The sequence below is a fragment of the Sagittula sp. NFXS13 genome, from assembly GCF_040148795.1.
Classification (GTDB): domain Bacteria; phylum Pseudomonadota; class Alphaproteobacteria; order Rhodobacterales; family Rhodobacteraceae; genus Sagittula; species Sagittula marina.
This window is the reverse complement of record NZ_JAGEMH010000003.1, coordinates 547,419-573,502: the sequence shown is the minus strand read 5'-3', so window position 1 is coordinate 573,502 and position 26,084 is coordinate 547,419. Positions and strand designations below refer to the sequence as shown.

Annotated in this window: 18 protein-coding genes, 1 tRNA gene and 1 pseudogene; 10 read left to right on the top strand and 10 right to left on the bottom strand. The window is 59.3% G+C overall.

Features of this window, described 5'->3' with window-relative positions; translation table 11 throughout:
- The first annotated feature begins 33 nt into the window (after positions 1-33).
- Entirely contained in the window at positions 34-2,235 is a 2,202-nt protein-coding gene (locus tag J4E08_RS10625) for a 3-hydroxyacyl-CoA dehydrogenase NAD-binding domain-containing protein (protein WP_349538443.1), read from the top strand.
- Positions 2,236-2,659: 424 nt separating this feature from the next.
- The gene (locus J4E08_RS10620) at positions 2,660-3,715 is read left to right on the top strand and encodes an alpha/beta hydrolase family protein (protein WP_349538442.1); all 1,056 of its coding nucleotides are present in this window, start codon (positions 2,660-2,662) and stop codon (positions 3,713-3,715) included.
- Positions 3,716-3,911: 196 nt separating this feature from the next.
- Here the strand turns inward: J4E08_RS10620 and J4E08_RS10615 are convergent.
- Both J4E08_RS10615 and J4E08_RS10610 read right to left on the bottom strand, forming a co-directional pair.
- Positions 3,912-4,037: pseudogene (locus J4E08_RS10615) on the bottom strand (ATP-binding protein); the annotation flags it as partial.
- 333 nt (positions 4,038-4,370) lie between these two features.
- A tRNA-Ser gene (locus J4E08_RS10610) sits at positions 4,371-4,460 on the bottom strand.
- Positions 4,461-4,791: 331 nt separating this feature from the next.
- On the opposite strand from J4E08_RS10610, the gene J4E08_RS10605 reads away from it, so the two are divergent.
- From J4E08_RS10605 to J4E08_RS10580, 6 genes are all read left to right on the top strand, one after another.
- A complete protein-coding gene (locus J4E08_RS10605; RefSeq protein ID WP_349538441.1) occupies positions 4,792-5,631 on the top strand; it encodes an SPOR domain-containing protein in 840 nt (279 codons plus the stop codon).
- Positions 5,632-5,838: 207 nt separating this feature from the next.
- Positions 5,839-7,047, top strand: coding sequence for a D-alanyl-D-alanine carboxypeptidase family protein (locus J4E08_RS10600; RefSeq protein WP_349538440.1), 1,209 nt, complete (start codon positions 5,839-5,841; stop codon positions 7,045-7,047).
- Complete coding sequence (gene tmk / locus J4E08_RS10595) at positions 7,044-7,676, top strand: dTMP kinase (protein WP_349538439.1); 633 nt, start codon at positions 7,044-7,046, stop codon at positions 7,674-7,676. Before J4E08_RS10600 ends, tmk begins: the two co-directional genes overlap by 4 nt.
- Entirely contained in the window at positions 7,669-8,817 is a 1,149-nt protein-coding gene (locus J4E08_RS10590) for a DNA polymerase III subunit delta' (RefSeq protein WP_349538438.1), read from the top strand. The genes tmk and J4E08_RS10590 overlap by 8 nt, the downstream gene beginning before the upstream one ends.
- A gap of 302 nt (positions 8,818-9,119) precedes the next feature.
- Positions 9,120-9,446, top strand: a complete 327-nt coding sequence (locus J4E08_RS10585; RefSeq protein ID WP_349538436.1) for a DUF1127 domain-containing protein — start codon at positions 9,120-9,122, stop codon at positions 9,444-9,446.
- 786 nt (positions 9,447-10,232) lie between these two features.
- Positions 10,233-13,319: a valine--tRNA ligase gene (locus J4E08_RS10580; RefSeq protein ID WP_349538435.1), complete on the top strand. Its 3,087-nt coding sequence runs from the start codon at positions 10,233-10,235 to the stop codon at positions 13,317-13,319.
- Positions 13,320-13,460: 141 nt separating this feature from the next.
- On the opposite strand, the gene J4E08_RS10575 is transcribed toward J4E08_RS10580, so the two are convergent.
- The 4 genes from J4E08_RS10575 to J4E08_RS10560 form a co-directional block, all read right to left on the bottom strand.
- Entirely contained in the window at positions 13,461-14,909 is a 1,449-nt protein-coding gene (locus tag J4E08_RS10575) for a TrkH family potassium uptake protein (protein WP_349538433.1), read from the bottom strand.
- Positions 14,910-14,978: 69 nt separating this feature from the next.
- The gene (locus J4E08_RS10570; protein WP_349538432.1) at positions 14,979-15,260 is read right to left on the bottom strand and encodes a hypothetical protein; all 282 of its coding nucleotides are present in this window, start codon (positions 15,258-15,260) and stop codon (positions 14,979-14,981) included.
- 104 nt (positions 15,261-15,364) lie between these two features.
- Positions 15,365-16,465 (bottom strand): GTP cyclohydrolase FolE2, encoded by a 1,101-nt coding sequence (folE2, locus tag J4E08_RS10565; RefSeq protein ID WP_349538431.1) that lies wholly within the window; start codon positions 16,463-16,465, stop codon positions 15,365-15,367.
- Between the two features lie 118 nt (positions 16,466-16,583).
- On the bottom strand, positions 16,584-17,768 hold the full coding sequence (locus J4E08_RS10560; RefSeq protein WP_349538430.1) for an aminotransferase class V-fold PLP-dependent enzyme: 1,185 nt from the start codon (positions 17,766-17,768) through the stop codon (positions 16,584-16,586).
- Positions 17,769-18,015: 247 nt separating this feature from the next.
- Between J4E08_RS10560 and J4E08_RS10555 the strand changes: the two genes are divergently transcribed.
- Both J4E08_RS10555 and J4E08_RS10550 read left to right on the top strand, forming a co-directional pair.
- Positions 18,016-18,948 carry a DUF726 domain-containing protein gene (locus tag J4E08_RS10555; protein ID WP_349538429.1) on the top strand — a complete coding sequence of 311 codons (933 nt, stop codon included), beginning with the start codon at positions 18,016-18,018 and terminating at the stop codon, positions 18,946-18,948.
- A 125-nt stretch (positions 18,949-19,073) separates the two neighbouring features.
- A complete protein-coding gene (locus tag J4E08_RS10550) occupies positions 19,074-20,972 on the top strand; it encodes a cation:proton antiporter domain-containing protein (protein WP_349538428.1) in 1,899 nt (632 codons plus the stop codon).
- Positions 20,973-21,505: 533 nt separating this feature from the next.
- Here J4E08_RS10550 and J4E08_RS10545 read toward each other — a convergent pair.
- The 4 genes from J4E08_RS10545 to J4E08_RS10530 form a co-directional block, all read right to left on the bottom strand.
- A complete protein-coding gene (locus J4E08_RS10545; protein WP_183963061.1) occupies positions 21,506-22,012 on the bottom strand; it encodes a CarD family transcriptional regulator in 507 nt (168 codons plus the stop codon).
- 305 nt (positions 22,013-22,317) lie between these two features.
- A complete protein-coding gene (gene fdxA, locus J4E08_RS10540) occupies positions 22,318-22,656 on the bottom strand; it encodes a ferredoxin FdxA (protein WP_183963062.1) in 339 nt (112 codons plus the stop codon).
- Positions 22,657-22,710: 54 nt separating this feature from the next.
- Positions 22,711-23,103 (bottom strand): RNA-binding S4 domain-containing protein, encoded by a 393-nt coding sequence (locus J4E08_RS10535; RefSeq protein WP_349538425.1) that lies wholly within the window; start codon positions 23,101-23,103, stop codon positions 22,711-22,713.
- Entirely contained in the window at positions 23,104-26,079 is a 2,976-nt protein-coding gene (locus tag J4E08_RS10530; RefSeq protein ID WP_349538424.1) for a helicase-related protein, read from the bottom strand.
- Between the last annotated feature and the right edge of the window lie 5 nt (positions 26,080-26,084).

Below are 26,084 nucleotides of genomic sequence, written 5' to 3'. Positions count from 1 at the left end.
CAAACGCGCCACGAGGCAATGGGAGAGACTGAAATGGCTGATTTCACGATGGATAAAGGCGCCGATGGCGTCGCCGTCATCACTTGGGACGTTCAAGGCAAATCCATGAACGTGATGTCGATGGAGGCCTGGCCCGAATTCGACGGGCTGATCGACGACGCGCTGGCCGATGACGCGGTGAAGGGCATCGTTATCACCTCTGGCAAAGCGGACAGCTTTGCTGGCGGCATGGACCTGAATGTCATCGCTCAGATGAAAGACAGCGCTGGCGACGACCCGGCCCGGGGTCTGTTTGAGGGGGTGATGGGCGCGCATGGCATCCTGCGCAAACTGGAACGCGCGGGTATGGACCCCAAAACCAACAAGGGCGGCAAGCCTGTAGCGGCGGCGCTTCCGGGCACCGCGCTTGGCATCGGCCTGGAAATTCCGCTGGCCTGCCACCGCATTTTCTGCGCCGACAATCCCAAGGCCAAGATCGGCCTGCCGGAAATCATGGTCGGCATCTTTCCGGGCATGGGCGGCACCACGCGCCTGGTGCGCAAACTGGGCGCAATGGGCGCCTCCCCCTATCTGCTCGAAGGCAAGATGATGGCCCCTGCCAAGGCGAAGTCGGCAGGCATCATTGACGAGGTGGTCGAGGATCCGCTGGCCGCTGCCAAGGAATGGGTTCTGTCCGCCAAGGACGCCGATATCCTCAAGCCATGGGACGCGAAGGGCTACAAGATGCCCGGCGGCGCGCCTTACCACCCGGCCGGTTTCATGACATTTGTCGGCGCCTCCGCCATGGTGCATGGCAAAACCAAAGGCGTTTATCCGGCGGCCAAGGCGCTGCTGTCGGCCGTCTACGAAGGCGCGCTGGTGCCGTTTGATACCGCGCTGAAGATCGAGGCACGTTGGTTCACCAATGTTCTGATGAACCCGTCGTCGGGCGCCATGATCCGTTCGCTGTTTATCAACAAGGAAGCGCTTGAAAAGGGCGCGGTGCGGCCCGCCGATGTGCCTGATCAGACCGTCAAGAAAGTCGGCATTCTTGGTGCGGGCATGATGGGCGCCGGCATCGCTCTGGTGTCGGCTCAGGCCGGCATCGAAGTGGTGCTGATCGACCAGAAGCAGGAGGCTGCCGACCGCGGCAAGTCCTACAGCGCCGACTACATGGACAAGGGCATCGCCCGAAAGAAGGCCACGCCCGAGAAAAAGGACCAGATCCTGTCGCGCATCACGGCGACAACGGACTATGCCGCACTTGCTGACGCCGATCTCATCATCGAAGCCGTTTTTGAAGATCCCAAGATCAAGGCCGAGGTGACCAGGGCTGTCGATGCAGTGACAAACGCCGACTGCATCTTTGCCACGAACACCTCTACCTTGCCGATTTCGGAACTGGCGAAAGCCTCCAAAAACCCGGAGCAGTTCATCGGCATCCACTTCTTCTCTCCGGTGGAGAAAATGATGCTTGTGGAAATCATCAAGGGCAAGAAAACCGGGGATCGTGCCGTGGCCAAAGCGCTCGATTTCGTGCGCCAGATCCGCAAGACGCCGATCGTCGTGAACGACGCGCGGTTCTTTTACGCCAACCGGTGCATCATTCCCTACATCAACGAAGGCATCCGCATGGTGAAGGAAGGCGTGTCGCCAGCCCTCATCGAGAACGCCGCCAAAATGATCGGAATGCCGCTGGGTCCGCTGCAGCTGGTGGATGAGACTTCCATTGATCTGGGCGCCAAGATCGCACGCGCGACCAAGGCCGGGATGGGCGACGCCTACCCCGATGGTGAGGTCGACGAAGTGATTTTCTGGATGGAAGAACAAGGACGTCTGGGCCGCAAGACCAAGGCGGGCTTTTACGACTATGACGAAAAGGGCAAGCGTCAGGGGCTTTCGGAGACGGTGAAAGCGCAATATCCGCAGTCCGGTGACCAACCCAGCGTGATCGAAGTGCAGCACCGCCTGCTGTTCGTGCAGTGCCTTGAGGCCGTGCGCGCGCTGGAAGAAGGCGTCCTGATGGACATCCGCGAAGGCGACGTGGGCGCGATCCTGGGCTGGGGCTTTGCGCCATGGTCTGGTGGTCCATTGAGCTGGTTGGACATGATTGGCACGCCTTACGCGGCTGAACGCTGTGATCAGCTGGAAGAGACATATGGCACACGCTTCCACTGTCCGGATCTGCTGCGCGAGATGGCGAACAAGAACCAGGCCTTCTATCGTCGGTTTGCTGTAAAAGCCTACGCGGCGTGAGCATTCTGGCCGGACCATTGGAGGAGGGGAATTCGCAGTCCCCTCCCCCACCGGATATGTTGAAGATCCAGCCGTGATCCCGAGTGACACGCGCGTCAAACCAGTCGAATGCCCCTGCAAGAATTTGTAGGGGCATTTTGTTTCTGCCCTAGGGCGAACAACCAAAGACTGTATTGGAAAGCGAGTTTGGACGTTGAGCGGCCTGAAATTGCAGAGCATTTGGGCAACCACCCCGCTCAGGACATCCTGCGTGTACCTCGCACGTACCTAGAGGGGAACCAAACTCTGGTTTTATTCCTGCGCTTTGTTTCAAAGGCTTTTCCAACACTGTCCGGTCAAAGGTGACGTTCGGGTCTGGTGGAAAGGCTCAAAAAAACCAACGGTGTTATCAAGAACGAATCTGCCAGCGACCTGGAGTCTCTCGATGAAGAACATGATGAAATCCGCCACAATCGCAGGGGTGATTGTCGTCACGTCTTGCGTGCAGGCGCTTGCGGCTGACAACATGGCCGGCGTTCAGAAAATCACGGTCGCCTCCGAGGAACGGGGAGCCGATCTGGAGGTGACGATCTGGTACCCTGCCTCTACCGGCGGCGAGAGCGTGACCTTGGGCGAGAACATCTTCTTTGAGGGGACACCGGCCCTGCAGGGAGCATCCGTGCGCGACGGTACATTCCCCCTCGTGCTGCTGTCCCACGGGGCGGGTCTGGCCGGTCGTGCCGAGGCGATGAGCTGGATAGCCGCCCCACTGGCACAGGACGGCTTTATCGTCGCCGCGCCCACACATCCCGGGAACACCGGACGGGACCGCTCGGCCGCAGAAACCATGAAGCTCTGGTTAAGGTCATCCGACATTTCAGCGACGCTTGATGCGATCAAGGAGGACCCGACGCTCCATCCACATCTTGCGAACGATCAGATCGGGGTTCTGGGCTTGTCGATGGGCGGCAACACTGCGCTTTCTCTGGTCGGTGCCAGGCTCGATCCCGAGCTTTTTGCGAATTATTGCGACACGGATGAGCTCAACGCGTCCCTGTGCGATTGGATAAACCAGAGCGGCGTAGATCTCCACAAGATGGACAAGAGGGCCGCCGGGCGAAACAATACCGACCCCCGGATCCGTTTCGCCATGGCAATCGACCCGGCACCAGCAGATATCTTCGCCCTTGCATCCCTTGATGAGGTTTCGGTTCCGGTTTCCATCGTGAACTTGGGCAAATTGTCCGAAATTCCTCAAACCATTCAGGCGTCGGAGATCGCTGCCGCCATTTCCGGCTCGAATTATCAGGTGATCGAAGAGGCCAGTCACGCGTCCATGTTCCCTGAGTGCAAGGCAAACGCTGCCGAAATTGCCCTTGAGGAAGGCATCGAGGACCCAATCTGTACCGACGGGAATGGCGTCTCCCGTGACGCAATCCATGCTCAGCTCATAGAAATGACCATTGCGGCGTTTCGCAAGGCCATGCCATCCGAGAGCTGATATCGCAGGTCGCCAAAATGGGTTTTACAGCCGCACCCGTTGTTGAGATGCCGAACTCCATCGGTTCGTGAGAGATGTCGAACCCGCTACACCGTGGTCTTGTTGAACCCCAGCAGCCACGCCACCGTGCGAAAACCGAAAGAGGGTTCCTCCTCGATCCACTGCCCGGCAGCACATGCGCGGCATGTGTGAGAGGGAGGAGCACCAATTTGGTTTTCACCAGCGCCTCGGCGACCTTTCCAGCCTTTCCCAAGGCCTTTTCTTGTTCCAGCGCATTCGCCAGTTCAACGGTCGAGAAGAAGAGCACCCGCTTGCGATGATGCTAGGGGCAGTATTGTCCGACTGCGCAGCCGTATTCTGCTCAGTCGTTTTGGTCGTCTCCGCAGCCGAAGCATACGGAAACAACTCTTTTCGAGTTGGGTGATCGCAATACTCGCGCCAGCCTTCACCGTAATATGAAAGTGAAGGTGCAGTAACATGTTGCGCTACTATGGGATGCGTCCGCTTGGCATCAGTTGAGCGCCTGACAATAAGCATGAGGCTGGTTGCAGCAGCACGCCGGAGTAAAAAGATGAAATCAAATGTGGAGCTGTATGTGGGGATGAAAAATCAGAGCACGGAACATCTGAAATTCATCATGCCCCTACATAAGATTTGGCGGAGGCTCAGGGATTCGAACCCTGGGGACGCTCTCACGCCCGCTGGTTTTCAAGACCAGTGCAATCGACCACTCTGCCAAACCTCCGGTCGGCGATCCTCTAGCGCGCCAATTGCGATTCTAAAAGCACTCAGTTTGAAAAATCGACAGCTCTTCAGATTGCAGGCTTTTCAGAAGGCCCGCTAAAGGCTAATCTCACGTCAAAAGGGCGCAAAACGGCCCGAACCGAGGCAACACCGCAGTTCCAAACTGCAATTCAAAGATCATCGCAACCGGCCAACCCGGTGCGTCGTCGCGCAATGCGGCAACAGAAGGCAAGAGGCACCTGATGAGCGGTAGAAATTCCAAAAGCAGACTTCTGCGAGCCCCCCTCCTCCTGACAACATGTCTGGTGTTGGTGGCCTGCACGGAGGGGCAGATGCCCGGCTTTCTTCAACCCAAAGCCCAAGGGGAGCAGGTGTCTCGCGGTGCGGCTGGCGTCAGTGGCGCTCAGGAAACCGAGCGTGATGTCGAAGCCCCTGAAATCTTTGCCGCCAAGGAACCCGGTCTTTGGGACGGCCGCCCGTCTCTGGGAGGGGTTTGGGTCGCGCATCCGGACGTCAAGGAGCCGGAACGAGCGATCATTCGCAATACCGACAACGGGCAGTATGTGATCGGTGCGCTGTTCCGTAAGGAGCGTGCAACGCCTGGCCCCCGTCTTCAGGTTTCGTCCGATGCGGCCGCAGCGCTTGGAATGCTGGCAGGCGCACCGACAACACTTGACGTCGTAGCCCTGCGCCGCGAGCAGGTTGAACCAGGCCTGGCCGCCAAGCCTTCCGGCGCGGACAAAGATCTGGTTGGCGCGACAGGTCCAGCGCTTATGACCGCCGCACCAGATGTGAGCGAAGGCACCTTGGACCCTGTTTCGGAAAATGCGGCCAGGGCGCTGGATATGGCCCCCACTGTAACAGCCCCCGCTCAAACTGCGGCGCTTTCACCCGCTGCATCGAAGCCGGTCCCGGTCCCGGTCCCCGCGAAAAGCAAGCTGAGCAGACCATATTTGCAAATCGGCATTTTTTCAGTTGAGCAAAATGCCTCGAACACGGCCGTGGCCATGCGGCAGGCAGGGCTGATCCCATCAGTCAAACCCGGCACGTCATCAGGTAAGCCATTTTGGCGTGTGGTCGTTGGCCCGGCGCAGACAACACAAGAACGCGACGCGCTGCTGAAGACGATCAAGGCGAACGGATTCGAAGATGCCTATCCCGTCACCGACTGATCGCGGGACTTTTTTGCCGCAAATAGGGGCGATCCCGCATCAAAGCTCAAAATTTGTGGCCGTATAGGCGCGGTTTCGAGCGCAGAACCATACAGCGCTCACGTCTGCGTGGCTCAGGCGATCTCCCGCCTGAAGCGGGTGACACCCGACCAGACATGCGCGATAACTGGCGCGTAGCAGATTCGATCATGGACCAGAGGCCCGCCAATGACCCGCACCATGCACAGGACCCGACAGCTTTTCGCTTCAGCCGCGCTGTTTGCGCTGATGGCGACTGGGGCGCACGCCTTTGACACCAAGGCTCGTGCGGCGTTTGTTGTAGACGTGACCACCGGCACTGTTTTGCTGAACAAGAACGCCGACGAGGCCCTGCCCCCGGCTTCCATGTCAAAACTGATGACGCTTTATATTGCCTTCGAAGCGATCCGCGAGGGGCAGTTGTCTTTGGAAGAGCGGCTGCCAGTCTCGCAGCATGCAATGTCCTATACGGGCTCCACCATGTTCCTGAACACGCAGGACAGGGTTAAGGTCGAGGATCTTCTGCGCGGTGTCATCGTGCTGTCCGGCAATGATGCCTGCGCGGTTTTGGCAGAAGCTCTGTCCCCCGACGGCACGGAACAAGGGTTCGCCCGACTTATGACGCAGCGGGCGCAGCAGCTCGGCATGACGAATTCGAAATTCAAGAACGCGTCCGGCTGGCCTGCCGAGGGTCACGTCATGTCCATGCGTGATCTAAGCTTGCTGGCGACACATATCATCAAGGACTTCCCGGATTTCTATCCGATGTTCTCGGAAAAGAAATTCGCCTTTGACGGACGCGCACCGTCGAACACATCTAACCGAAACCCCCTGTTGTCACTTGATATCGGCGCCGATGGGCTGAAAACGGGTCACACTCAGGAGGCAGGGTACGGCCTCGTCGGGTCCGCCAAGGATAACAATCGCCGCATCATCTTTGCAATGACCGGCCTAGACAACGCCGCTGACCGCGCCGAGCAGTCAGAGGCCATCGTGAACTGGGCTTTCCGGCAATTCGCTGAGCAGACCATCGTCACCGAAGGGATGCCGGTCACCCAGGCTGAACTTTGGTTAGGGGCCGAAGACAGTGTTGATCTTGTGGCGGAAAAAGACATTACACTTTTACTGCCGACCATGACCGTCGGCGGCGTCCATGCCGAAGTTGTCTATACCGGTCCGATTGAAGCGCCCGTTCAGAAGGGCCAGCGCCTTGCCGAACTGATCATCCAACCCGAAGGCCTGCCTGAGACACGCGTCCCGCTGTTTGCCGGCAAGGACGTGGCCGCAGGTGGTTTTGTCGATCGGATGATGACGGTGAGCCAGGCCTTGTTCAAACGCATCGCCGATCAGCCGCGCGGCGAAGCACAGGCGCAGATCGAGACTCAGGACGCCTCGTGACCAAAGGGTTGTTTCTGTCCTTCGAGGGCATCGACGGCTCCGGCAAGTCCACGCAGGCCCGCCTGCTGGCGGAGCGCCTGACCGCAGATGGCAGATCCCCGCTTTTGACCCGTGAACCCGGCGGCTCTGCCGGGGCCGAGGAAATCCGCGCCTTGGTACTGCAAGGGGCCCCGGATCGCTGGTCGCCTGAGACGGAATTGCTATTGTTCACTGCTGCGCGCCGAGACCACTTGGAACGGACGATCCGTCCGGCCTTGGCCGATCAGCGTGTCGTAATCTGCGACCGTTTCGCCGATTCCACGCGCATGTATCAGGGGCGCCAAGGCCTGCGACAGACTGTCGATACATTGCACGACCTGATTATCGGGAGAGAGCCAGACCTCACACTCTTGATTGACATGGACCCGAAAGCCGCCTTGGCCCGTGCCAAATCCCGCGCCACGATGGAAGAACGGTTCGAGGACTTCGGACTTGAGCTTCAACAACAGATGCGACAGGATTTTCTTGCATTGTCTGAGGAATTTTCTGAACGGATCCACGTAATCGACGGCAATCGGCAGCCGCAAGTTGTCGCCGAGGATGTTTACGCCATTGTCGCATCAGCTCTGATGGACACGGCCTGTGGCTGATATCCAGCCCGCTCCCGAGCCAGATCGCGTTGATGGTGCCCCGCATCCGCGCGAAACGCTGAAGATCTTTGGCCAGCCGCAGGCCGAGGCAGACTTTTTGACTGCATTTAATGCGGACCGCCTCCATCACGCTTGGCTGATGACCGGGCCGCGCGGTGTCGGCAAGGCTACGATGGCGTGGCGCATCGCGCGCTTTTTGCTGGCGACGCCGCCTATAGACGATGATGGCCTATTCGGCGCGCCGCCGCCCGCCACGTCGCTTGAGATTGATCCCGAACACCCTGTTTCCCGCCGACTGGTCGCGCGCTCGGAGCCGGGGCTGTTTCTCCTGCGCCGCGGTGGCAGCGGCACCGGGGAAAGCGAGCAGAAGAAGAACTTCGAGGATGGCAAGTTCTCCGCCCTGATCCGGGTAGATGAGGTGCGCAAGATGTCGCACTTCTTTTCCATGTCGTCGGCCGATGGCGGCCGGCGGGTTGTGATTGTGGACGCGGCGGACGAAATGAACGCTCAGGCGGCAAATGCCCTGCTGAAAATGCTGGAGGAGCCGCCCGCGCGCTCAACAATCCTGATGATCTGTCATCAACCGGCGCGCCTGCTGCCCACGATCAAGAGCCGGTGCCGGACCTTGCGCCTCTCCCCCCTGGGCCATGACGACATGCTGGCCGCATTGTCGCAGGCTGGCGTCGACCTTCCCCCCGAGGACACAGAAGCCCTCAATATTCTGTCCGAAGGGTCTGTCGGGACGGCGATGCGTCTGCATCGCTTGGACGGGCTGGACCTCTACCGCCAAATTCTGTCTGTGCTCGGCACCCTGCCACAGCTTGATCGAAGTGCCGCATTGTCACTGGCCGAAAGCTGCGCCGGCAAGGGGCGTGAAGATCGACTTGCCCTTCTGCTGACGCTGACGGATCGGATCGCAGCGCGACTGGCGCGGACAGGCGTGACCGGCACACCTCCGCCGGAAATCGTGCCAGGTGAAGGCAAGGTGCTCGCCCGCCTGTCTCCGGATCCTGCGCGTGGGCGTGCCTGGGCACAAGCAATCCAGGATGCAGGCGACCGTGCGCGCCACGCCATTGGCGTGAACGTCGATCCCGCACTTCTGGTCAACGACCTGTTCCTGCACTTGCAAGTCGCAGCCTGACGCTTCGCACCGTCCGCTTGCCGTCCCGCCTCGCAGCCGACTGCTGCGCCCCGTCCTATTTTCCTCATGCGGCGCGAGAAATTGGCCTACGCGCACAAAGCCACAACATGAATCGCTGCAAGAATATTTTTTACGCGCGACAATATTGATTCGTCACTTCTCGGAACTGGGCTGCCTAAAAATCCGTCGCAATACCTCTCAGGTTGTGCCTTACCCTAGGTGAAATACACCTTAACACCATAAAATGCTATTTTGCGCGCCACTTTTAGAAAATTTGCCAGCTCCGAGTATGCACTTTCTGCATGGCAGCAATGACGATGCAGGCATTGTGCAAGCGCAGCATTTCCTCCATCTTGAGTTCAACAGCGACACAAGCAGTCGCAAGATTTTCGCCAACGAGGCACGGAACAATGGCAGATACAACAGAGTTCAACACACAGGCACACGGCACCGAAGTCGCCGGTTTTGCAGGTTTGATCGCAGCTTTCAAAGCGCACCTCGCACGTCGCAAGGTGTTCAACCAGACCTTCCGCGAACTGTATGCGATGTCGAACCGTGATCTGGCCGACCTTGGATTGGTACGCGCTGAAATTCGCCGCGTCGCTCTTCAGGCGTCAAAGGAAATTTAATACGGACTGGGGCTCTCCTCCTCCCTGCCCCTACCGTCTACGGCGGCGCATCTTCTCCTCCTCCCTGGATGCGTCGCCATACCAACACCGGTCCAAATGGGCCAAGACATGCCGGACCCCTCTCCTCCTCCCTGGGGTTTCCGACATCAGCGACGGTGCCTCTCCTCCTCCCTGGCACCGTCGCATCCAGATAACGGGTTTCATTCCTTAGGTCTGCGACCCAGCCATGCCGAGCCCCTCTCCTCCTCCCTGGGGCCTCGACATAAGCGGCGGCACCTCTCCTCCTCCCTGGTGTCGTCGCGCGCTTTTCAGGCAACCTTGCCCTCAAGGGTTTGGACGCCACAACATGCCGGACCCCTCTCCTCCTCCCTGGGGTTTCCGACACGAGCGACGGTGCCTCTCCTCCTCCCTGGCACCGTCGCGCTTACAACCGGCCTCCTCTTCCACGGGGATTTGGTGGCCAAGACATGCCGGACCCCTCTCCTCCTCCCTGGGGTTTCCGACATCAGCGACGGTGCCCCTCCTCCTCCCTGGCACCGTCGCACCACAGATTTGGTTCGGGGCCCCTACCCTCCTCCCTAGGGCGCTCGTATACTCGGCCAGCGATGAAACCGTCATCGCGGGCTTTTTCCATTCTTGCACATGCTTGAATTGGCCACTTTGGGATCGCTCTGGGTGGGCGGGCCGCTTTTGCGCAGCAAACAGGTCTGCGCGACCAGCTGCCCGCCCTTCCCCTTTGTCCGCCCAACAGGTAACACATCAGGCAAAGAACGAGGGGTCCAAGCCATGCCTTTGGAAAAGACATTCAACGCCGCCGAAGCTGAACCGCGCCTGTCCGCCAAATGGATCGACAGCGGGGCTTTTCGCGCCGGGGCCAACAAGTCCCGTGACGAAAGCTTCACGATCATGCTGCCGCCGCCGAACGTGACCGGCGCGCTGCATGTGGGCCATGCCTTCAACCACACACTGATGGACATTCTTGTCCGCTGGCACCGCATGCGCGGCTTTGACACGCTGTGGCAGCCCGGCCAGGACCACGCAGGCATCGCCACCCAGCTTCAGGTCGAAAAGAAGCTGAAGGCAGAGCAGAATCTGCGCCGCACCGACATGACCCGCCAGGACTTCCTAGGCCATGTCTGGGATTGGAAAGCGCAATATGGCGATACAATCATCCAGCAGATGCACCGGCTGGGCAGCTCCTGCGACTGGGAACGCAACGCCTTTACCATGTCCGGTGCGCCGGGCGCGCCAGAGGCCGACAGTCAGGGCAACTTTCACGATGCAGTGATCAAGGTTTTTGTCGATATGTACGACAAGGGCCTGATCTATCGCGGAAAACGCCTTGTGAACTGGGACCCGCATTTCGAAACCGCCATCTCCGATCTGGAGGTGGAGAACGTCGAAGTCGCCGGTCACATGTGGCACTTCAAATATCCGCTAGCCGATGGCGTGACCTACACCTATGAGGAAAAGGACGAAGACGGCAACGTCACCTTCTCCGAAGTGCGCGACTATATCTCCATCGCCACCACGCGGCCTGAGACAATGCTTGGCGACGGCGCGGTAGCGGTGCATCCAGACGACACACGTTATGCCTCCATCGTTGGCAAGCTCTGTGAAATCCCGGTCGGACCGAAAGAGCACCGCCGTCTGATCCCGATCATCACCGACGAATATCCGGACGCGAGCTTTGGCTCCGGTGCGGTGAAGATCACCGGTGCGCATGACTTCAACGACTACCAGGTGGCCAAGCGCGGCGACATTCCGCTTTACCGCCTCATGGATCGCTCCGGCCGGATGCGCGATGACGGCGCGCCCTATGCAGAAGCCGCCAAAATCGCCATGGAGGTCGCGCAAGGCAATCGCAAGCTGACCGAGGCCGAGACCGATCTGATCAACCTCGTGCCGGATCACCTGCGCGGCCTGGACCGCTTCGAGGCGCGCGAAAAGGTCGTCTCAGAGATTACCGAAGATGGCCTTGCCGTGATGACCGTTGCCACCGACCCGCGTCTGGGCAAGGCTGTCAAAAAGCCGCTCGCGCCAGAAGAAGGTGGTGAAGACCGCAGCGAAGACCTCGTCCCGCTGGTCGAGGCAAAGCCGATCATGCAGCCCTTCGGTGACCGGTCCAAGGTCGTGATCGAACCGATGCTGACCGACCAGTGGTTTGTCGAGGCCGAGAAGATCTCCGGCCCCGCTCTGGACGCCGTGCGCGATGGCCGCATCAAGATCATGCCGGAATCAGGTGAAAAGACCTACTACCATTGGCTTGAAAACATCGAACCCTGGTGCATCTCGCGCCAGCTTTGGTGGGGCCACCAGATCCCCGTCTGGTACATCCCGGGCGAGGAAGACTGGTATCCGATCTGCGCGGCAACCGAGGAAGAGGCGCTTGAAAAGGCGCGCATGATGTCCGCCGAAGGCACCGAATTCCGCATCGTTGCCGACATGGCCGAGGCCGGAGAGGTCCTGTCAGCTGTCCGTGACGCCATGAACGTGGGCGACGAAGGGGCGATACGGTCCTTTGACGCCCCGATGCAGCTGCCCATGTTCCGCGACCCGGACGTGTTGGACACATGGTTCTCCTCCGGCCTCTGGCCGATCGGCACGCTTGGCTGGCCAGAGGACACGGCGGAAATGAAGACTTATTTCCCGACAGACGTGCTCGTCACCGGTCAGGACATCCTGTTCTTCTGGGTCGCCCGCATGATCATGATGCAACTGGCCGTCACCGACGAAGTCCCCTTCCACACCGTCTATCTGCACCAGCTCGTCCGGGACGAGAAGGGCAAGAAGATGTCCAAAACCACCGGCAACGTCATCGACCCGCTGGAAATCGTGGATGAATACGGGGCCGACGCGCTGCGCTTTACCAATGCCTCCATGGCGTCCATCGGCGGCGTGCTGAAAATGTCGGTGGACCGTATCGCGGGCTATCGGAACTTTGGCACAAAGCTTTGGAACGCGTGCCGCTTCGCCGAGATGAACGAGGTCTTCACCCATCATGAGACCGCCAACGACGGCGCGTGGGTCGTGCCGGCGCAGCAGACCGTCAACAAGTGGATCATCGGAGAAACCGCCCGCGTGCGCGAAACCGTCGATCTTTCTTTGCAGGAGTATCGTTTCAACGATGCAGCCAATGCGCTCTACGCATTTGTCTGGGGCAAGGTCTGTGATTGGTACGTCGAATTCTCCAAGCCGCTGTTTGGCTCCGAGGATGATGGCGTTGTCGGCGAAACCCGTCGCACCATGGGCTGGGTGCTGGACCAGTGCCTGATCATGCTGCACCCCATCATGCCTTTCATCACCGAAGAGCTCTGGGGCACTCTTGGCACACGCGAAAGCCTGTTGGTGCATGCCGCCTGGCCGACCTACGGCGCATCTGTGGCGGATCCCGCAGCAGACAAGGAAATGTCCTGGGTCATCGGTCTGATCGAGGGCGTCCGCTCTGCCCGGGCGCAGATGCATGTGCCTGCCGGCCTTTATGTGCCGATGTTGGTCACCGGCCTTGGCGCCGAGGAGCGCGGCGCATGGGACCGCAACGAGGTGCTCATCAAGCGTCTCGCCCGCATCGACGGCCTGACCGAAGTTGACGCCTTCCCCAAGGGCTGCGTCACCATTCCCGTCGGCGACGCGACCTTTGGCCTGCCATTGGCGGACATCATTGACGTGGCCGAGGAAAAGGCCCGCCTTGAAAAGACGCTCGGCAAGTTGGCAAAGGAATTGGGTGGCCTGCGCGGACGTCTGAACAATCCGAAATTTGCCGCCTCCGCCCCGGATGAGGTTGTCGCCGAAGCGCGCGCCAATCTCGCCGAGCGGGAAAGCGACGAGGCCAAGATCAAAGCAGCCCTCGCACGACTGGCAGAAATCGGCTGAGCCGACTCCCTGGGTCGCGCCCGTCGTGCGACCCGCCCACATTGGGAACCTCGCCCCGAAGCGAGACCCACATTGTGATCAAGCAACAAGAAAGCCGGTGATGCGCGTCACCGGCTTTTTTGGTTCGGTCGAGTGGATGGTTTAGCCGCGCCAGAACCGTACGGTGAACAGCGCGTAGACCGCCAGCAATTCCAACCGCCCCAAGAGCATTGCAAAGCTCAAAACCCACTTTGCCCCGTCCGAGAGACCCGCGAAATTGCCCGCCGGCCCGATTTGATCACCCAGGCCCGGCCCGATGTTGCCCAGTGCCGTTGCTGCGGCCGATACGGACGTAATGAAATCCAGCCCCATCATGCCGAGTACAACGGACAGCAAACCCAGAGAGACCACAAAGAAGACGAAGAAGCTCATGACCGAGCTCAAGACGTCGTGACCGACCGGCCGACCGTCGTAGCGCGGGACAAAGACACCATTTGGCGAACGGATGCGGCGCAGCTGTACTTTGATGGACGCGAAAAGCAGTTGGTAGCGGAATATCTTGACCGAACAGGCCGTTGAACCCGCGCAGCCCCCGATCAGACCGATGAAGAAGAACAACGCGATCAGGAACGGCCCCCACGCCATGTAGTCAACGCTGGCGTATCCGGTGCCTGAAATGATGGAAGTGATGTTGAACAATCCTTCGCGGAACGCTTGCTCCGGGTGATGCGGGAATATCCACATCAGGGTGACCGCCGTCACACCAACCAGAAAAAAGATCGTGCCAAGGAATGCCCGTACCTGACTGTCGCGAAACAGGGCTGTTTGCGACCCGTTGAGCATCTGCACGTAACGTACAAAGGGCAGCGCCGCGAGAACCATAAAGACCGATGCCACATACTCCGCTGACCCGGAAAATGCGCCAAAGGAGGCATCGTAATTCGCGAAGCCACCAGTCGAGACCGTCGTCATCGCGTGCACCGTCGCGTCAAAGGCCCCCATGCCGGTGAAGATATAGCACACAGTACAGGCCAGTGTGAGCGAGATGTAGATCGTGGAGATCGACGAAGAAATCTGCGTCGCGCGGGGCAGAATTTTACCCATCGTCTCGAAGGCTTCCGACCGGAAAATCTGCATCCCCCCGACTTTGAGTTCAGGAAGGAAAACCATGGCAACCACAATGATGCCGACCCCACCCAGCCATTGCAGCAAACCCCGCCACAACAGCAAACCTTTCGGCAAAGTGTCGAGACCGGAGAACACCGTCGATCCGGTGGTCGTCATGCCGGACATGGCTTCGAAAAATGCGTCAGTGTAGCTGGCGTCGGTTTCGCCCAGAACGAAAGGCAATGCGCCAAAGACGGGCAGCGCCACCCAAACCCCGGTGGTCAAAAGGAAAGTCTGCTGGATCGACAGGCCTTCCTGGACGCGATTGGCACAGGCCAGCGCGATCATTCCACCGGTCAGGATGGTAAGAAGACTACTTTCCAGAAAGACATGCCATTCGCCGCGTCCCTCTGCGAGGTCCACCAGCATCGGCAGCAACATGCAAACCCCCAGAGCCGTGACCAGAAGGCCAATGACATAGGCGACGGGACGAATATCAAACATGCGCAGAGCCTTGGGGCGCATGTTCGATGCTGTCAAGCATCCACGCGCATCCGACCTATCGTCGTGCTCTCAGGCTGCCAGAAGGTCACGGAAGACAAATGGAAGAATGCCATCTCGGGTAAGGCCAAGCTCGGCCAATTCGCCGTCTGAGCGAACCTCCAACTCGATGATGTGGCGCAGTCTCGCCCGCCTCAAGCTGTAGGGATTAAAGCCCAACCCCTGCTCCACGAAAAAAAGGTCAATGCGAGCCCCAAGCTGCGCATGGCCCATTGTGATTTTCACGTTGTCACTCGGCATTTCGGAAACCTCTTTTGCGTTTGGGTTTCCTCCCATCGCCTCATAGGCTGCCACGGATGACATTGCGAAACAGTTAATCCATCGCGTTTATCAGCAAAACGCGGGCCATATGGCGCACAAACGAGCAGAGCGCAGTCAAGCGCACTGCTCGTCAGCACTCATCCAACGTGGAAAAGGCTCGCAAACAGACGCGGATCAAGGCTGTCCTGAGCAAAGCGTGTGCCTTCGGTCAGCACGGACACCGCATCGTGACTGTGCAGGCTTTCCTGGTGACTGGCCACGACCCGGAAGTCGCTGACCCGAGTATCCTGCTGAAGTTGTTCGGCAAAAAGCCGCGCCGCGTCCTCGACAAAGATCGGGTTGGCGGCGTTCAGTTCAGCGAACGCTTGTTCGTCCTCACGTTTAACCATCACCTGTGTTTCAGTCGGAACCGCACGGCGGCACATTTCGATAAGGTCTTCGAACCACAGGCAATCGCCTTCCAGGACCTCCACCGATACCCGCGCGACAGAGCGCTGCGAGTGTGGCGTTGCCAGCTGACCGCGCTCGCGGCGTGCGTGCTCCGACAGTTCGAGTGAACAAGGGCACGTGGAAGAATAAACGTAATCAAGATGCATGATCTTGACCCGCTCCTCGCCCTTGTCCACCAGCTCCAGAGCGATGTCGTAATATTGGTAGCCCATCAAACCGGATCTCAGGCTTTCGACCTTCAAGGGAAACCGGAAAGCCATGTTGATCCGCGCATCGAAGCTTTCAAGGTCGTTTTTGTAATCGTCCAGAGCCGCCTCAATCACTTCGAAGCTGAAAGTTTTCTCCGCGTGGACGTAGAAGGACCGCATGATACGGCTCATGTTTATGCCCTTCTTGTCCGCATCAAGGCTGACCGTGCCTGTAACGCTGGTCTCCAAGCACAAATCGCCGTTGTCACGGGTGCGGTAGCGCAGCGGAAGCCGGAAATTCGAGATGCCCACGTGCTGAATCATGCGGTTTTCGCCGCGAATGAGTGACGAAGGACCATTTTGCAGGTCAGGCATCCGGGCTTTGTAGGCTGGGTCGACTTCGAACTCCTCAGGGTACTGACGGGACAGCACGGGATAGGCGTCGGGCGTCGCATCAGCGGAGAAACGGACCAGTGCCGGATCAAGCTGCTCTATCTCCGCATCATGCGCGGCGCCAGCCCAGCGCTTGAGCAGCGCCAATGCGGCTTCTGCGTCTTCACGGCTTGGTTTGCGGTCGATTTCAGGCGAATGCATGTTCATGTCAGGGGGGCCCCCTCAGCCAACGGTCTTGCTGCATAACGTAGGTAGTGCAGCGTTGATTTCCAACTTTGCTTTAGTCTACGCACTGCGACGCCCCCCGGATCACTCTTTTCCGACGTCAGACAGCCTCAAGCGCCTGCATCAAGTCCGCAAGAAGGTCGTCAGGGTCCTCAAGACCCACGGACAGACGCACCAGTCCCATGGAGATGCCAAGTATATCCTTTTGCGCCTGCGGCAGGCGCTGGTGCGTGGTGGTTGCAGGATGCGTCACGATGGATTTCGAATCTGCAAAATTGTTGGAAATGGTGAAAATTTCCAACGCATTCAGGAAACGGAAACACGCCTCCTTTCCACCGTCAATCTCGAAGGCAACGACCGTGCCGCCGGACTCGGCCTGAGACATGGCAACCTCGTGTTGCGGATGGCTGGCAAGACCCGGATAGCTGACACGGGCCAGTTTGGAATGCGTCTCCAGCGCTTGTGCGATTTGCAAGGCGCAGCCAGCCTGGGCACGCACGCGCAGATCGAGCGTGTCGAGCGATTTGAGATGCACCCAGGCAGAGAATGGGTTCAAGGCCGCGCCCGTGTGTTTCAGGTATGTCTCGATCGGACCACGAATGGTCTCCCGATCGCCACACACCACTCCGCCCAACATGCGCCCCTGCCCGTCCACGTGCTTGGTCGTTGAAATAACGCAGATATCTGCCCCACACTCTGCAGCATAGGAATAGATGGGCGTCGCCATCGCGTCATCCACGATCACCTTTGCGCCAACCTTATGAGACACCTCCACCACGTGTCGCAGGTCGATCACCTCAAGCGTCGGATTGGAGATCGCCTCGAGGAAGACCAACGTCGTATCCTCACGGATCGCCGCGTCCCAAGCTGCGTTATCCGTGCCATCGACAAGCGTGATTTCCACGCCAAACCGCGCCAGGACGCTCTCCAGCACATAAAGGCAGGATCCGAACAAGGCGCGTGACGCCACCACATGGTCGCCGGCTTTCAACAGAGCCATCAGGGCGCCATTGACCGCAGCCATCCCGGATGCCGTGGCAAATGCATCTTCGTAGCCTGTGATCGCCGCCATGCGATCCTCGAACATGCGCACCGTCGGGTTGCCATAACGGGCGTAAATGAACTCATCCGGTCCGGCCTGCACGAAACGCTCTTCGGCAGCTTCGGCAGTGTCGTACACAAACCCTTGTGTCAGGAACATGGCCTCGCTGACTTCGCCGTATTGCGAACGGCGTGTGCCACCGTGAACCAGCGTTGTTCGCTTGCCGCGTGTCTTCTCTGTCATCTTGTTGTCCTTCCAACAAAAAAGCCCCATTTCGGCCAAGCGAAAGGGGCTTTCGTCTGACCTCTTTAGCGGTTTTTGGACGGCTGTCGCGTCCGTGGCCCACAATCCGGTAACAAAGCGCCACGTCGCTGCCATAGAGCCATTAAGAATTCATTTCAAGCCTGTCACAGCGCTGTCAACGCTCTTTCATCCAGCTTTTGCAGGCTATCGCTACAGGCTTTTGTCAATGTCTCCGTGGATCGCTGCCATGCCGCTTCTTCGCATCACCGTCACCGAGGGCTCCGCCGCCTTGCATGGCTCCTCCGCGCCTTTGTTAAGCGCACTGCGTGATGCACTGGCTGAGGATGCAGGGCCAATCACCGTAATGGTCCACGGGTTCAGATATCAGCCCGGTCGTGCAGGAAACTGCCCGCACGAGACCTTATTTGCCCGCGAGCCCAGGACGACCAGGCGCATTGTCGGCTGGCCCCGTCACCTTGGGTTGCGCGGTCAAGCGGGCGAAGGTCTTGGGATATCGTTTGGATGGCCAGCACGCGGCACGGTTTGGCAAGCTTTCGAGCAGGCCGACCTTGCTGGCCGCGCCTTGGCCACGTTGTTGTCGGATATTCGAACGCTTGCGCCTGAACGGCCCATTCACGCCATCGGCCATTCAATGGGGGCCCGCGTCATCCTTAGAGCGATCCGTGACAGTGATCCAGAAACCCTACGCCGCGTGATTTTGTTGGCCGGGGCGGAATTCGAAGAGACGGCGAAGATCTGTCTCACCTCTCCTGCCGGCCTGCACACGCAGGTGCTGAACGTCACCAGCCGAGAAAACGATGTGTTCGATTTCATGTTGGAGCACCTGATCCCGGCCCCTGGAAAAAGATCCAAGATGCTCGGCCATGCGGCGGGAGGTTCACTATCCACACCCAATATGGTCACGCTTCAGCTAGACGACGCGAACAGTCTGCAGGCGCTGCGGCGCGCCGGCTTTCGCATCGCCCCGGCAGAGCGTCGCATCTGCCATTGGTCCCCCTATCTGCGGGCCGGCGTCTTTCCATTGTATCGCGCTTTCTTGTCGGGCCAAATGCCTCTGGTTCAGTTGCGCGCGACGTTGCCCGATACACACACGCCTCGGTGGTCTAGATTGTTCCCACGACCGAGGCCGGCACATCCCGTTGTCCTCACCGCTCATTAAGTTCACCTGGTAACACGAGCTTTCATACAAAAAGCGCTATCTTGCCAAGTGACTGTTTCCGAATGTTGCGTTTCCCGTCTCGCTGACTGCATCATGCCGGGACACCTACCGGAGCGCGATTTACATTGGACGACTTTTTACTTCAGGCCACCGTTTTCCTTGCAGCTGCCGTCATTGCTGTGCCCATAGCCACGCGGTTTGGGCTGGGATCGGTACTTGGGTACCTGCTCGCCGGTCTGATTATTGGACCCGGCCTTGGCCTCGTCGCGCATACCGAAGATCTTCGTCATTTCGCTGAGTTCGGCGTGGTCCTGATGCTTTTTCTCATCGGTCTGGAACTGGAGCCCCGCGCGCTTTGGGATATGCGCCACAGGCTGATCGGCCTGGGTGGTCTGCAAATTCTGCTGACGACGCTGGCGATCATGGTGGGCGCTATGACCTTGGGCTATCCGTGGCAAACGTCCTTGGCTGTGGGCATGACGATCGCACTGTCATCGACCGCAATCGTGCTTCAAACGCTGTCGGAAAAGGGATTGATGCAGACCAATGGCGGTCGCTCGATCTTTTCCGTCCTGCTGACGCAAGACATTGCCGTCATTCCGATGCTGATCGCCATGCCTTTGCTGGCTGTGGTGGCCAAGGTCTCCGTTGGTCCGGACGGGTCGATCCGGCGTGCCATAGACAACGGAGCAATGACCAACGGTGCTGCAGAAGACGGCCACGCCAGTATGTCACTGGTCGATGGGCTGGAAGGCTGGCAGGCTGCAGGCGTGACGCTCGGCATCGTTGCAGCGATCATTCTCGCCGGGATCTACGGCGCGCGGCCGCTTTTCCGGTTCATCCACACCGCGCGCCTGCCGGAAATGTTCACCGCCGTGGCGCTGCTGATCGTCATCGGCATCGCGTTCCTCATGACGCTAGTCGGTCTCTCCCCCGCTCTCGGGACCTTTCTCGCGGGCGTGGTTCTGGCCAACTCGGAATTCCGGCATGAACTGGAATCCGACATTGCGCCGTTCAAAGGGCTGCTGCTTGGGTTGTTCTTCATCACGGTCGGCGCGGGCATCGACGTAGAACGCCTGATGGCAGAACCCGTCCTCATGGTGGGACTGGCGCTGGCCGTGATCTTGATCAAGGGCTTGGTGTTGTACTTCATAGGGCGCGCCTTTGGGCTGCGAAAGCGGGGCCTGTGGCTGTTCACGTTAGGGCTCGCACAGGCTGGCGAGTTCGGCTTTGTCCTCGTCTCCTTTGGCCTGCAACAAAGCGTTTTTCCAGAAATGCTGGCGAGCAGGATGTTGTTGGTGGTCGCCTTGTCGATGCTGATCACACCACTGCTGTTTTTGCTGTTCGACTTCATCCGGGCACGGCTCGAAACGGAGCAGGAACAAGCGCAAGCCGACGTGATCGACGAAGAGGGGCCGGTCATCATTGCGGGCATCGGTCGTTTTGGTCAGGTGGTGAATCGCCTGGTGCAAAGCTCCGGCTATCGGACGGTGGTTCTGGATCACGATATGCCGACAATTCAATTGATGCGACGTTTTGGGTACAAGGGCTTTTTTGGCGACCCAACGCGACCAGAGTTGCTGCATGCAGCCGGGCTCGGGTCCGCCCGTGTGCTGGTGGCAGCCTTGGATGATGCGAAGTCGACGACCAAATTGGTGGCCTATGCACGCCGCGTGCGGCCGGATCTGCACATTGTCGCCCGTGCCCGCGACCGAAACCACGTTTATGCACTGTATCAGGCGGGTGCCGATGACATCGTGCGCGAAATGTTCGATGCCAGCCTGCGCGCAGGACGTTATGTCTTGGAGAACATTGGCATGAGTGAATACGAAGCCGCCATCGCGGAAGAGACATTTTACCATCACGACCGGCAGACAGTGCGTGATCTCGCCAAGCTTTGGAACCCCGCGATCCCTGCAGTGGAAAACGAAGCCTACATCGCGCGCGCCCGCGAACTTGAAAAAGAGTTGGAAACAGCGCTTTTTACAGCCTTGGAAGCACGCGGCAAGCACGACGTGGCCTGAACTGTTTGTCCTCACGCGGCCCGCGCAAGAGGATTTGTTCCTCGGGCGCCGATCCATCGGCGTCATTTTTGCGGTTGGCCACAGCCTGAGATAAGCCCTGCGGTTCGCGATCTGCCGGAAACATACTTTTCCGACACACCAGACGCGCAACCATCCCGAACCTTGCATCCCTCCTACAAACCGCCTTTGCAGCTGGGCTGAGCGGCGAGACCTTCTCGGGCGCGATGGGACCTGATCGTCCTCGACGGGACCGGACGTGCCGACCTGTTTCGGCCCGGGATTTGGTGGAACGGATCAATAATGGTCTGTCAGTCTCTGAAACCCAAACCTGGTAGATGTCTTCATAGGGCGCGAGCCCGCTGAGCGTCTTGAGCCTGCGTGCGACTTATATGCTGACGACTCACAGCACTATGCGGAATGGGCGTTCGCTTAGAGGCGTCCGTCGATAAGTCTTCAAAATATTTCAAGCTCAAGAAGAAAAAACGAAAACGGCCCCCGCAAGGGAGCCGTTCAGTCGGATATCAATAATAGATTTATGCAGCGCGCAGGCCGAGAACGTCGTCAACCTGCTTGGCGGCGGCTGCTTCGTCACCAGAGACAGCCGCAATCTCGCGGGTCAGGCGTTCCAGTGCAGCCTCGTACAGCTGACGTTCCGAATAGGACTGTTCACGCTGATCGTCGGCACGGTGCAGGTCGCGCACGACTTCCGCGATGGCGATCAAATCACCGGAGTTGATTTTCTGCTCATACTCCTGCGCCCGGCGCGACCACATGGCGCGCTTCACCTTGGCTTTACCGCGCAACGTCTTCATCGCCTCATCCACCACGTCGGGGGAGCTAAGCGACCGCATACCGATTTCCGTTGCCTTGTGGGTGGGCACCCGCAGGGTCATCTTGTCCTTTTCAAACGAAATCACGAAAAGCTCGAGGCTCAGGCCTGCGATCTCCTGCTCTTCGATGGACACAATCTGGCCGACGCCATGCGCCGGATACACGACATAGTCATTGGGACGGAATTCGGATTTCTTCGCTTTGGTCATATACGTCTTTCCTCGCAGCACCGACCGCCTTTGCGCGCTTCTACTCCACGGACAAGAAAAAACGCGGAAACCTCATAGGTTACCGTGCCCCTGTTCATCGGTGTTCAAGCTATGGCCCAAAGGTTGCAGTCTCTGGACAACAAGGCGGATCGCCCTGCGCAGCGTGTCATCATGTAAACAATACATATAACATAAAAAGCGGGCCTAGGATAGCGCCCTGCTCATTCGAGAAAACGCAATACGGTCAATTAGATAACTGCCGTCACTGCACCTTTGATCCGCTCCAGCGCGAATCAATCACGAAGTCAGCCGCCCTCGCCGGGCGCTTCGGAGAAGTACTTCTCCAGTTTGTCAGACTCGCCGTCACGCTCTTCGGCTTCGGGCAGCGGGTCCTTCTTGGTGACGATGACAGGCCACATCTCGGAGTACTTGCGATTGAACTCCACCCATTTCTCCATCTCCGGTTCGGTATCCGGGCGGATGGCATCGGCAGGGCATTCGGGTTCGCAGACACCACAATCAATGCACTCATCAGGATGAATCACAAGGGTGTTTTCTCCCTCATAGAAACAATCCACGGGGCACACTTCAACACAATCGGTGTATTTGCAGCCGATGCAGTTGTCGGTCACGACATAGGTCATTGTGAGATCACTTCCGTCTAGAGCGTCAGGGCTTAGCTAAAGCAGCACCCTGAATCATTCAAGCGTCCTACGGCGATCAAGATCGAGTTTCCGCCTGTCACGCTTCGTCGGACGCGCATTGCCTTCGTCACGGACAATTGGCGAAACATCCGTTTCGTCACGGGGCTTTGGCGGAGAAAGATCTTCGTATAGCGCCTGCGCTTCCGGCGCCGGGCCGCGGCGTTCGCCAGGTGCAATCACCTTGATCACCCGCACATCGCGGCCTTGTGAAAAGGTCAGCACATCCCCCTGCCCCACGCCGTAGGCGGGTTTGGCGATGTGCTGACCGTTGACGCGGCAATGCCCTCCAGACACGACCTTCGCGGCGAGGCTGCGGGTCTTGAAAAACCGCGCGTGCCATAGCCACTTGTCGATGCGGATCTTGGAGGACACCGCCGAATCAGTCACTTACTTCTTGCCTTTCAGCCCCATGAGAGCCGCAGCAAAGGGGTTGTCCGGATCAATCGGCTTGTCCTTGCGCGGGGGGCGTGCCTCGGCAGATTTGCCGCCTTTCGGGGCACCCTTCCCTTTGGGACCGCCCTTGCCTCTCGGACCGTTGCCGCCGGGCTTACCGCCCCGTCCGCCCTCTCCCTGAGCATCACGACGCGGCTTGTTCGCACCACCGCGACGTTGATTGCCCCGGTTTCCACCGCGATTGCCACCCCAGGTGAATGTGTAGAAAGCCTCCATCTCGGGGCCTGCCACGCCTTCGTCAGGCGCGGTGCCGGGCAGAATTTCTTCAGCCGGGGTTTCAGCAATGACATTCTCGTTGGACTCCGCATCCATCGTCTCGGCAGGCTCCGCCGAAATAGGCGCCTCGCCCGCATCTTCCAGCTCTGCGATTGGCTCTGCAATATCTGCGGGCGCCGGTGTTTCCGCCGCATCCGGTTCCAGCGTCGGCGCGGTCTCCGAAGCGACGTCCATGACAGGCGTGTCTTCAGAAGCGACCGTGGCATCCCCCTCGACCTGCTCGCCGGTCTCGGGCTGAACAACGGCGTCGACTGCTTTCACCTTTGCGCGTTCGCCTTTTTCGGCGCGATAGCCAAGGCCTTCCATGAGGTCAGCGAACTGCTCCAGCGTCATACCAGTGATGGAGAGCATGTCGGCTTTGGCTTCAAAGCCTCCGCGGCTGTCCTCGGAACGCAGCATATCTGCCAGACGCTCCAGCATGTCGATCCGGATCGCGCGTGCACCGGCCTTGCGGTAGCCGGACAGCGTGTAATGCTGGCTCGGCACCTCGGCCATGTTCGGCACAGTCACCAGTCCGGGCGGCGGCGCTTCGGGGAATTCATCCAGACCGTTGGACAGCGACCACAAAACCAGACGCAGACGCGTCGGCGCGGGTTTGAGCAGCAAGGGCATGAAGATGGTGAACTGACCGAACCGCACGCCGTGCTTGCGCAACGCGCCACGGGCGTCCTGATCCAGAGCCTTCACCTCATCGGCCACCTCGGAGCGGGGGATGATGCCCATCCCCTCGACCAGACGGAAGGCAAAGCCACGCGCCAAACCGGTCAACAGCTCATCGTCGCGCATTTTCACCAGCGGCTCGAACTGCGCGGCAATCTTGCGGTCCATGAAGTGCTGCAGACGCCGCTCGACCTTCTGCGCCACATCGGCACCAGCTTCGTCATCCACGAACGCCACGACGCGCGGCTTCAGCGGATCGTCGCCTTTCGACAGCTTCCCGACAGCCTGATCGCCCCACATGAGGCCACCCTGCTCGGTGAAATCGATCTCCGTGTCGGGGGCATTGTAAAAGCGGTCCGCGCGCAAATGGAAATGCGGCGTCAGGGCCTGGGTGGAGGCTTGACGCAATGTCTTTGCCTCCTGCCCCTGCGCTTCCTTGTCTTGACGGAAGCGGAAGCCTTCCAGCTTGCCCACGACATGACCCTCGACGGTCACTTCTCCAGAATCGTTTACTTCGGCCAAGAGGGCCTCCTTCTGTTTCAACCGGCGAAGCAGGACGCTGGTCCGCCGGTCTACAAATCTCTGTGTCAATCGGTCATGCAATGCATCCGACAGGCGGTCTTCTACAGCGCGAGTCGTCCCGCGCCAATGCTCTTCGTCCCGGGTCCAACCCTTGCGCTGCGCAACATAGGTCCAAGTCCGAATATAGGCGAGCCGTTTTGACAACGCATCAATGTCGCCATCGGTTCGATCAATTCTTTTGACCTGACGTGCAAGGAAATCGTCAGGAATTGCGCCGGACTGATGCAAATGGCCGAAAATCGTGCTCAGAAGGCCCGCATGCTCCGCCGGCGAAATGCCGCGAAAGTCGGGAATCCTGCACACGCTCCACAACAGGCGCACGCTTTCGACAGAGGAGGCCCTGGCCTGAACCTCCGCCTCCGCGGCCATGGCGCGCAAGGCCCGCAGATCATCCGCTTCGCGCGCCTTGGACAAAACGTCCTGAGTCGGCGACACGTCGAGCGACCGCTCCAGCGCCTGGATGGACCCAAAGTTCAACTCGGCCGAGCGCCACTGCAGTTTCTTGATCGGGGTGAATTGGTGATTGCAGATGGCATCAGCCACGTTCTCATCAAGCGGCGGCGCCTCCCCCGTTACCCCGAATGTGCCGTCTGACATTCCGCGCCCGGCGCGCCCGGCGATCTGAGCCAACTCATTCGGCATCAGCGACCGCATCCGGCGTCCGTCGAACTTCATCGTGCTGGAAAACGCGACGTGATTGATGTCGAGGTTCAGGCCCATACCAATGGCGTCGGTGGCGACAAGGTAATCCACCTCACCGTTTTGATAGAGGTCCACCTGCGCGTTGCGAGTCCGCGGCGAAAGCGCCCCCATGACAACAGCCGCCCCGCCTTTTTGCCGCTTCAGCAGTTCGGCGATGGCGTAGACGTTATCAATGGAGAATCCGACAATCGCGGTACGCGGCTGCAGGCGGCTGATTTTCTTGGATCCTGTGTAGACCAGCTGTGACATACGCTCGCGGCGCACATATTCGACGCCCGGCACAATCTGCGCGATCGGCCCGCGCATGGTGTCAGAGCCCAGGAACAGCGTCTCATGCGTGCCACGCATCCGCAGCAGCCGGTCGGTAAAGACATGGCCGCGCTCCGGATCAGCACAAAGCTGGATCTCATCTATCGCGACGAAATCCGCGCCCATACCCTCTGGCATCGCTTCGACCGTGCAGACCCAGTACTGCGCCCGCGGCGGAACGATCCGCTCTTCGCCCGTGACCAATGCCACAACGGAGGGACCACGCATCGCAACAATGCGGTCGTAGACTTCGCGCGCCAGCAAGCGCAGCGGCAGGCCGATCACCCCCGTTCGATAGCCCAGCATCCGTTCGATGGCATAATGGGTCTTGCCCGTATTGGTCGGACCTAGAACAGCCGCGACCCGCGCTCTCATTGACATGCGCC

Bases quoted from the DNA above. Each gene is read 5' to 3' on its own strand.
- J4E08_RS10585 (WP_349538436.1), top strand. From the start codon at position 9,120: ATGGCAGCAATGACGATGCAGGCATTGTGCAAGCGCAGCATTTCCTCC.
- J4E08_RS10625 (WP_349538443.1), top strand. From the start codon at position 34: ATGGCTGATTTCACGATGGATAAAGGCGCCGATGGCGTCGCCGTCATC.
- J4E08_RS10545 (WP_183963061.1), bottom strand. From the start codon at position 22,012: ATGACCAAAGCGAAGAAATCCGAATTCCGTCCCAATGACTATGTCGTG.
- J4E08_RS10555 (WP_349538429.1), top strand. From the start codon at position 18,016: ATGCCGCTTCTTCGCATCACCGTCACCGAGGGCTCCGCCGCCTTGCAT.
- J4E08_RS10600 (WP_349538440.1), top strand. From the start codon at position 5,839: ATGACCCGCACCATGCACAGGACCCGACAGCTTTTCGCTTCAGCCGCG.
- J4E08_RS10620 (WP_349538442.1), top strand. From the start codon at position 2,660: ATGAAGAACATGATGAAATCCGCCACAATCGCAGGGGTGATTGTCGTC.
- J4E08_RS10605 (WP_349538441.1), top strand. From the start codon at position 4,792: ATGCCCGGCTTTCTTCAACCCAAAGCCCAAGGGGAGCAGGTGTCTCGC.
- fdxA (WP_183963062.1), bottom strand. From the start codon at position 22,656: ATGACCTATGTCGTGACCGACAACTGCATCGGCTGCAAATACACCGAT.
- J4E08_RS10580 (WP_349538435.1), top strand. From the start codon at position 10,233: ATGCCTTTGGAAAAGACATTCAACGCCGCCGAAGCTGAACCGCGCCTG.
- folE2 (WP_349538431.1), bottom strand. From the start codon at position 16,465: ATGAACATGCATTCGCCTGAAATCGACCGCAAACCAAGCCGTGAAGAC.
- J4E08_RS10560 (WP_349538430.1), bottom strand. From the start codon at position 17,768: ATGACAGAGAAGACACGCGGCAAGCGAACAACGCTGGTTCACGGTGGC.
- J4E08_RS10575 (WP_349538433.1), bottom strand. From the start codon at position 14,909: ATGTTTGATATTCGTCCCGTCGCCTATGTCATTGGCCTTCTGGTCACG.
- J4E08_RS10530 (WP_349538424.1), bottom strand. From the start codon at position 26,079: ATGTCAATGAGAGCGCGGGTCGCGGCTGTTCTAGGTCCGACCAATACG.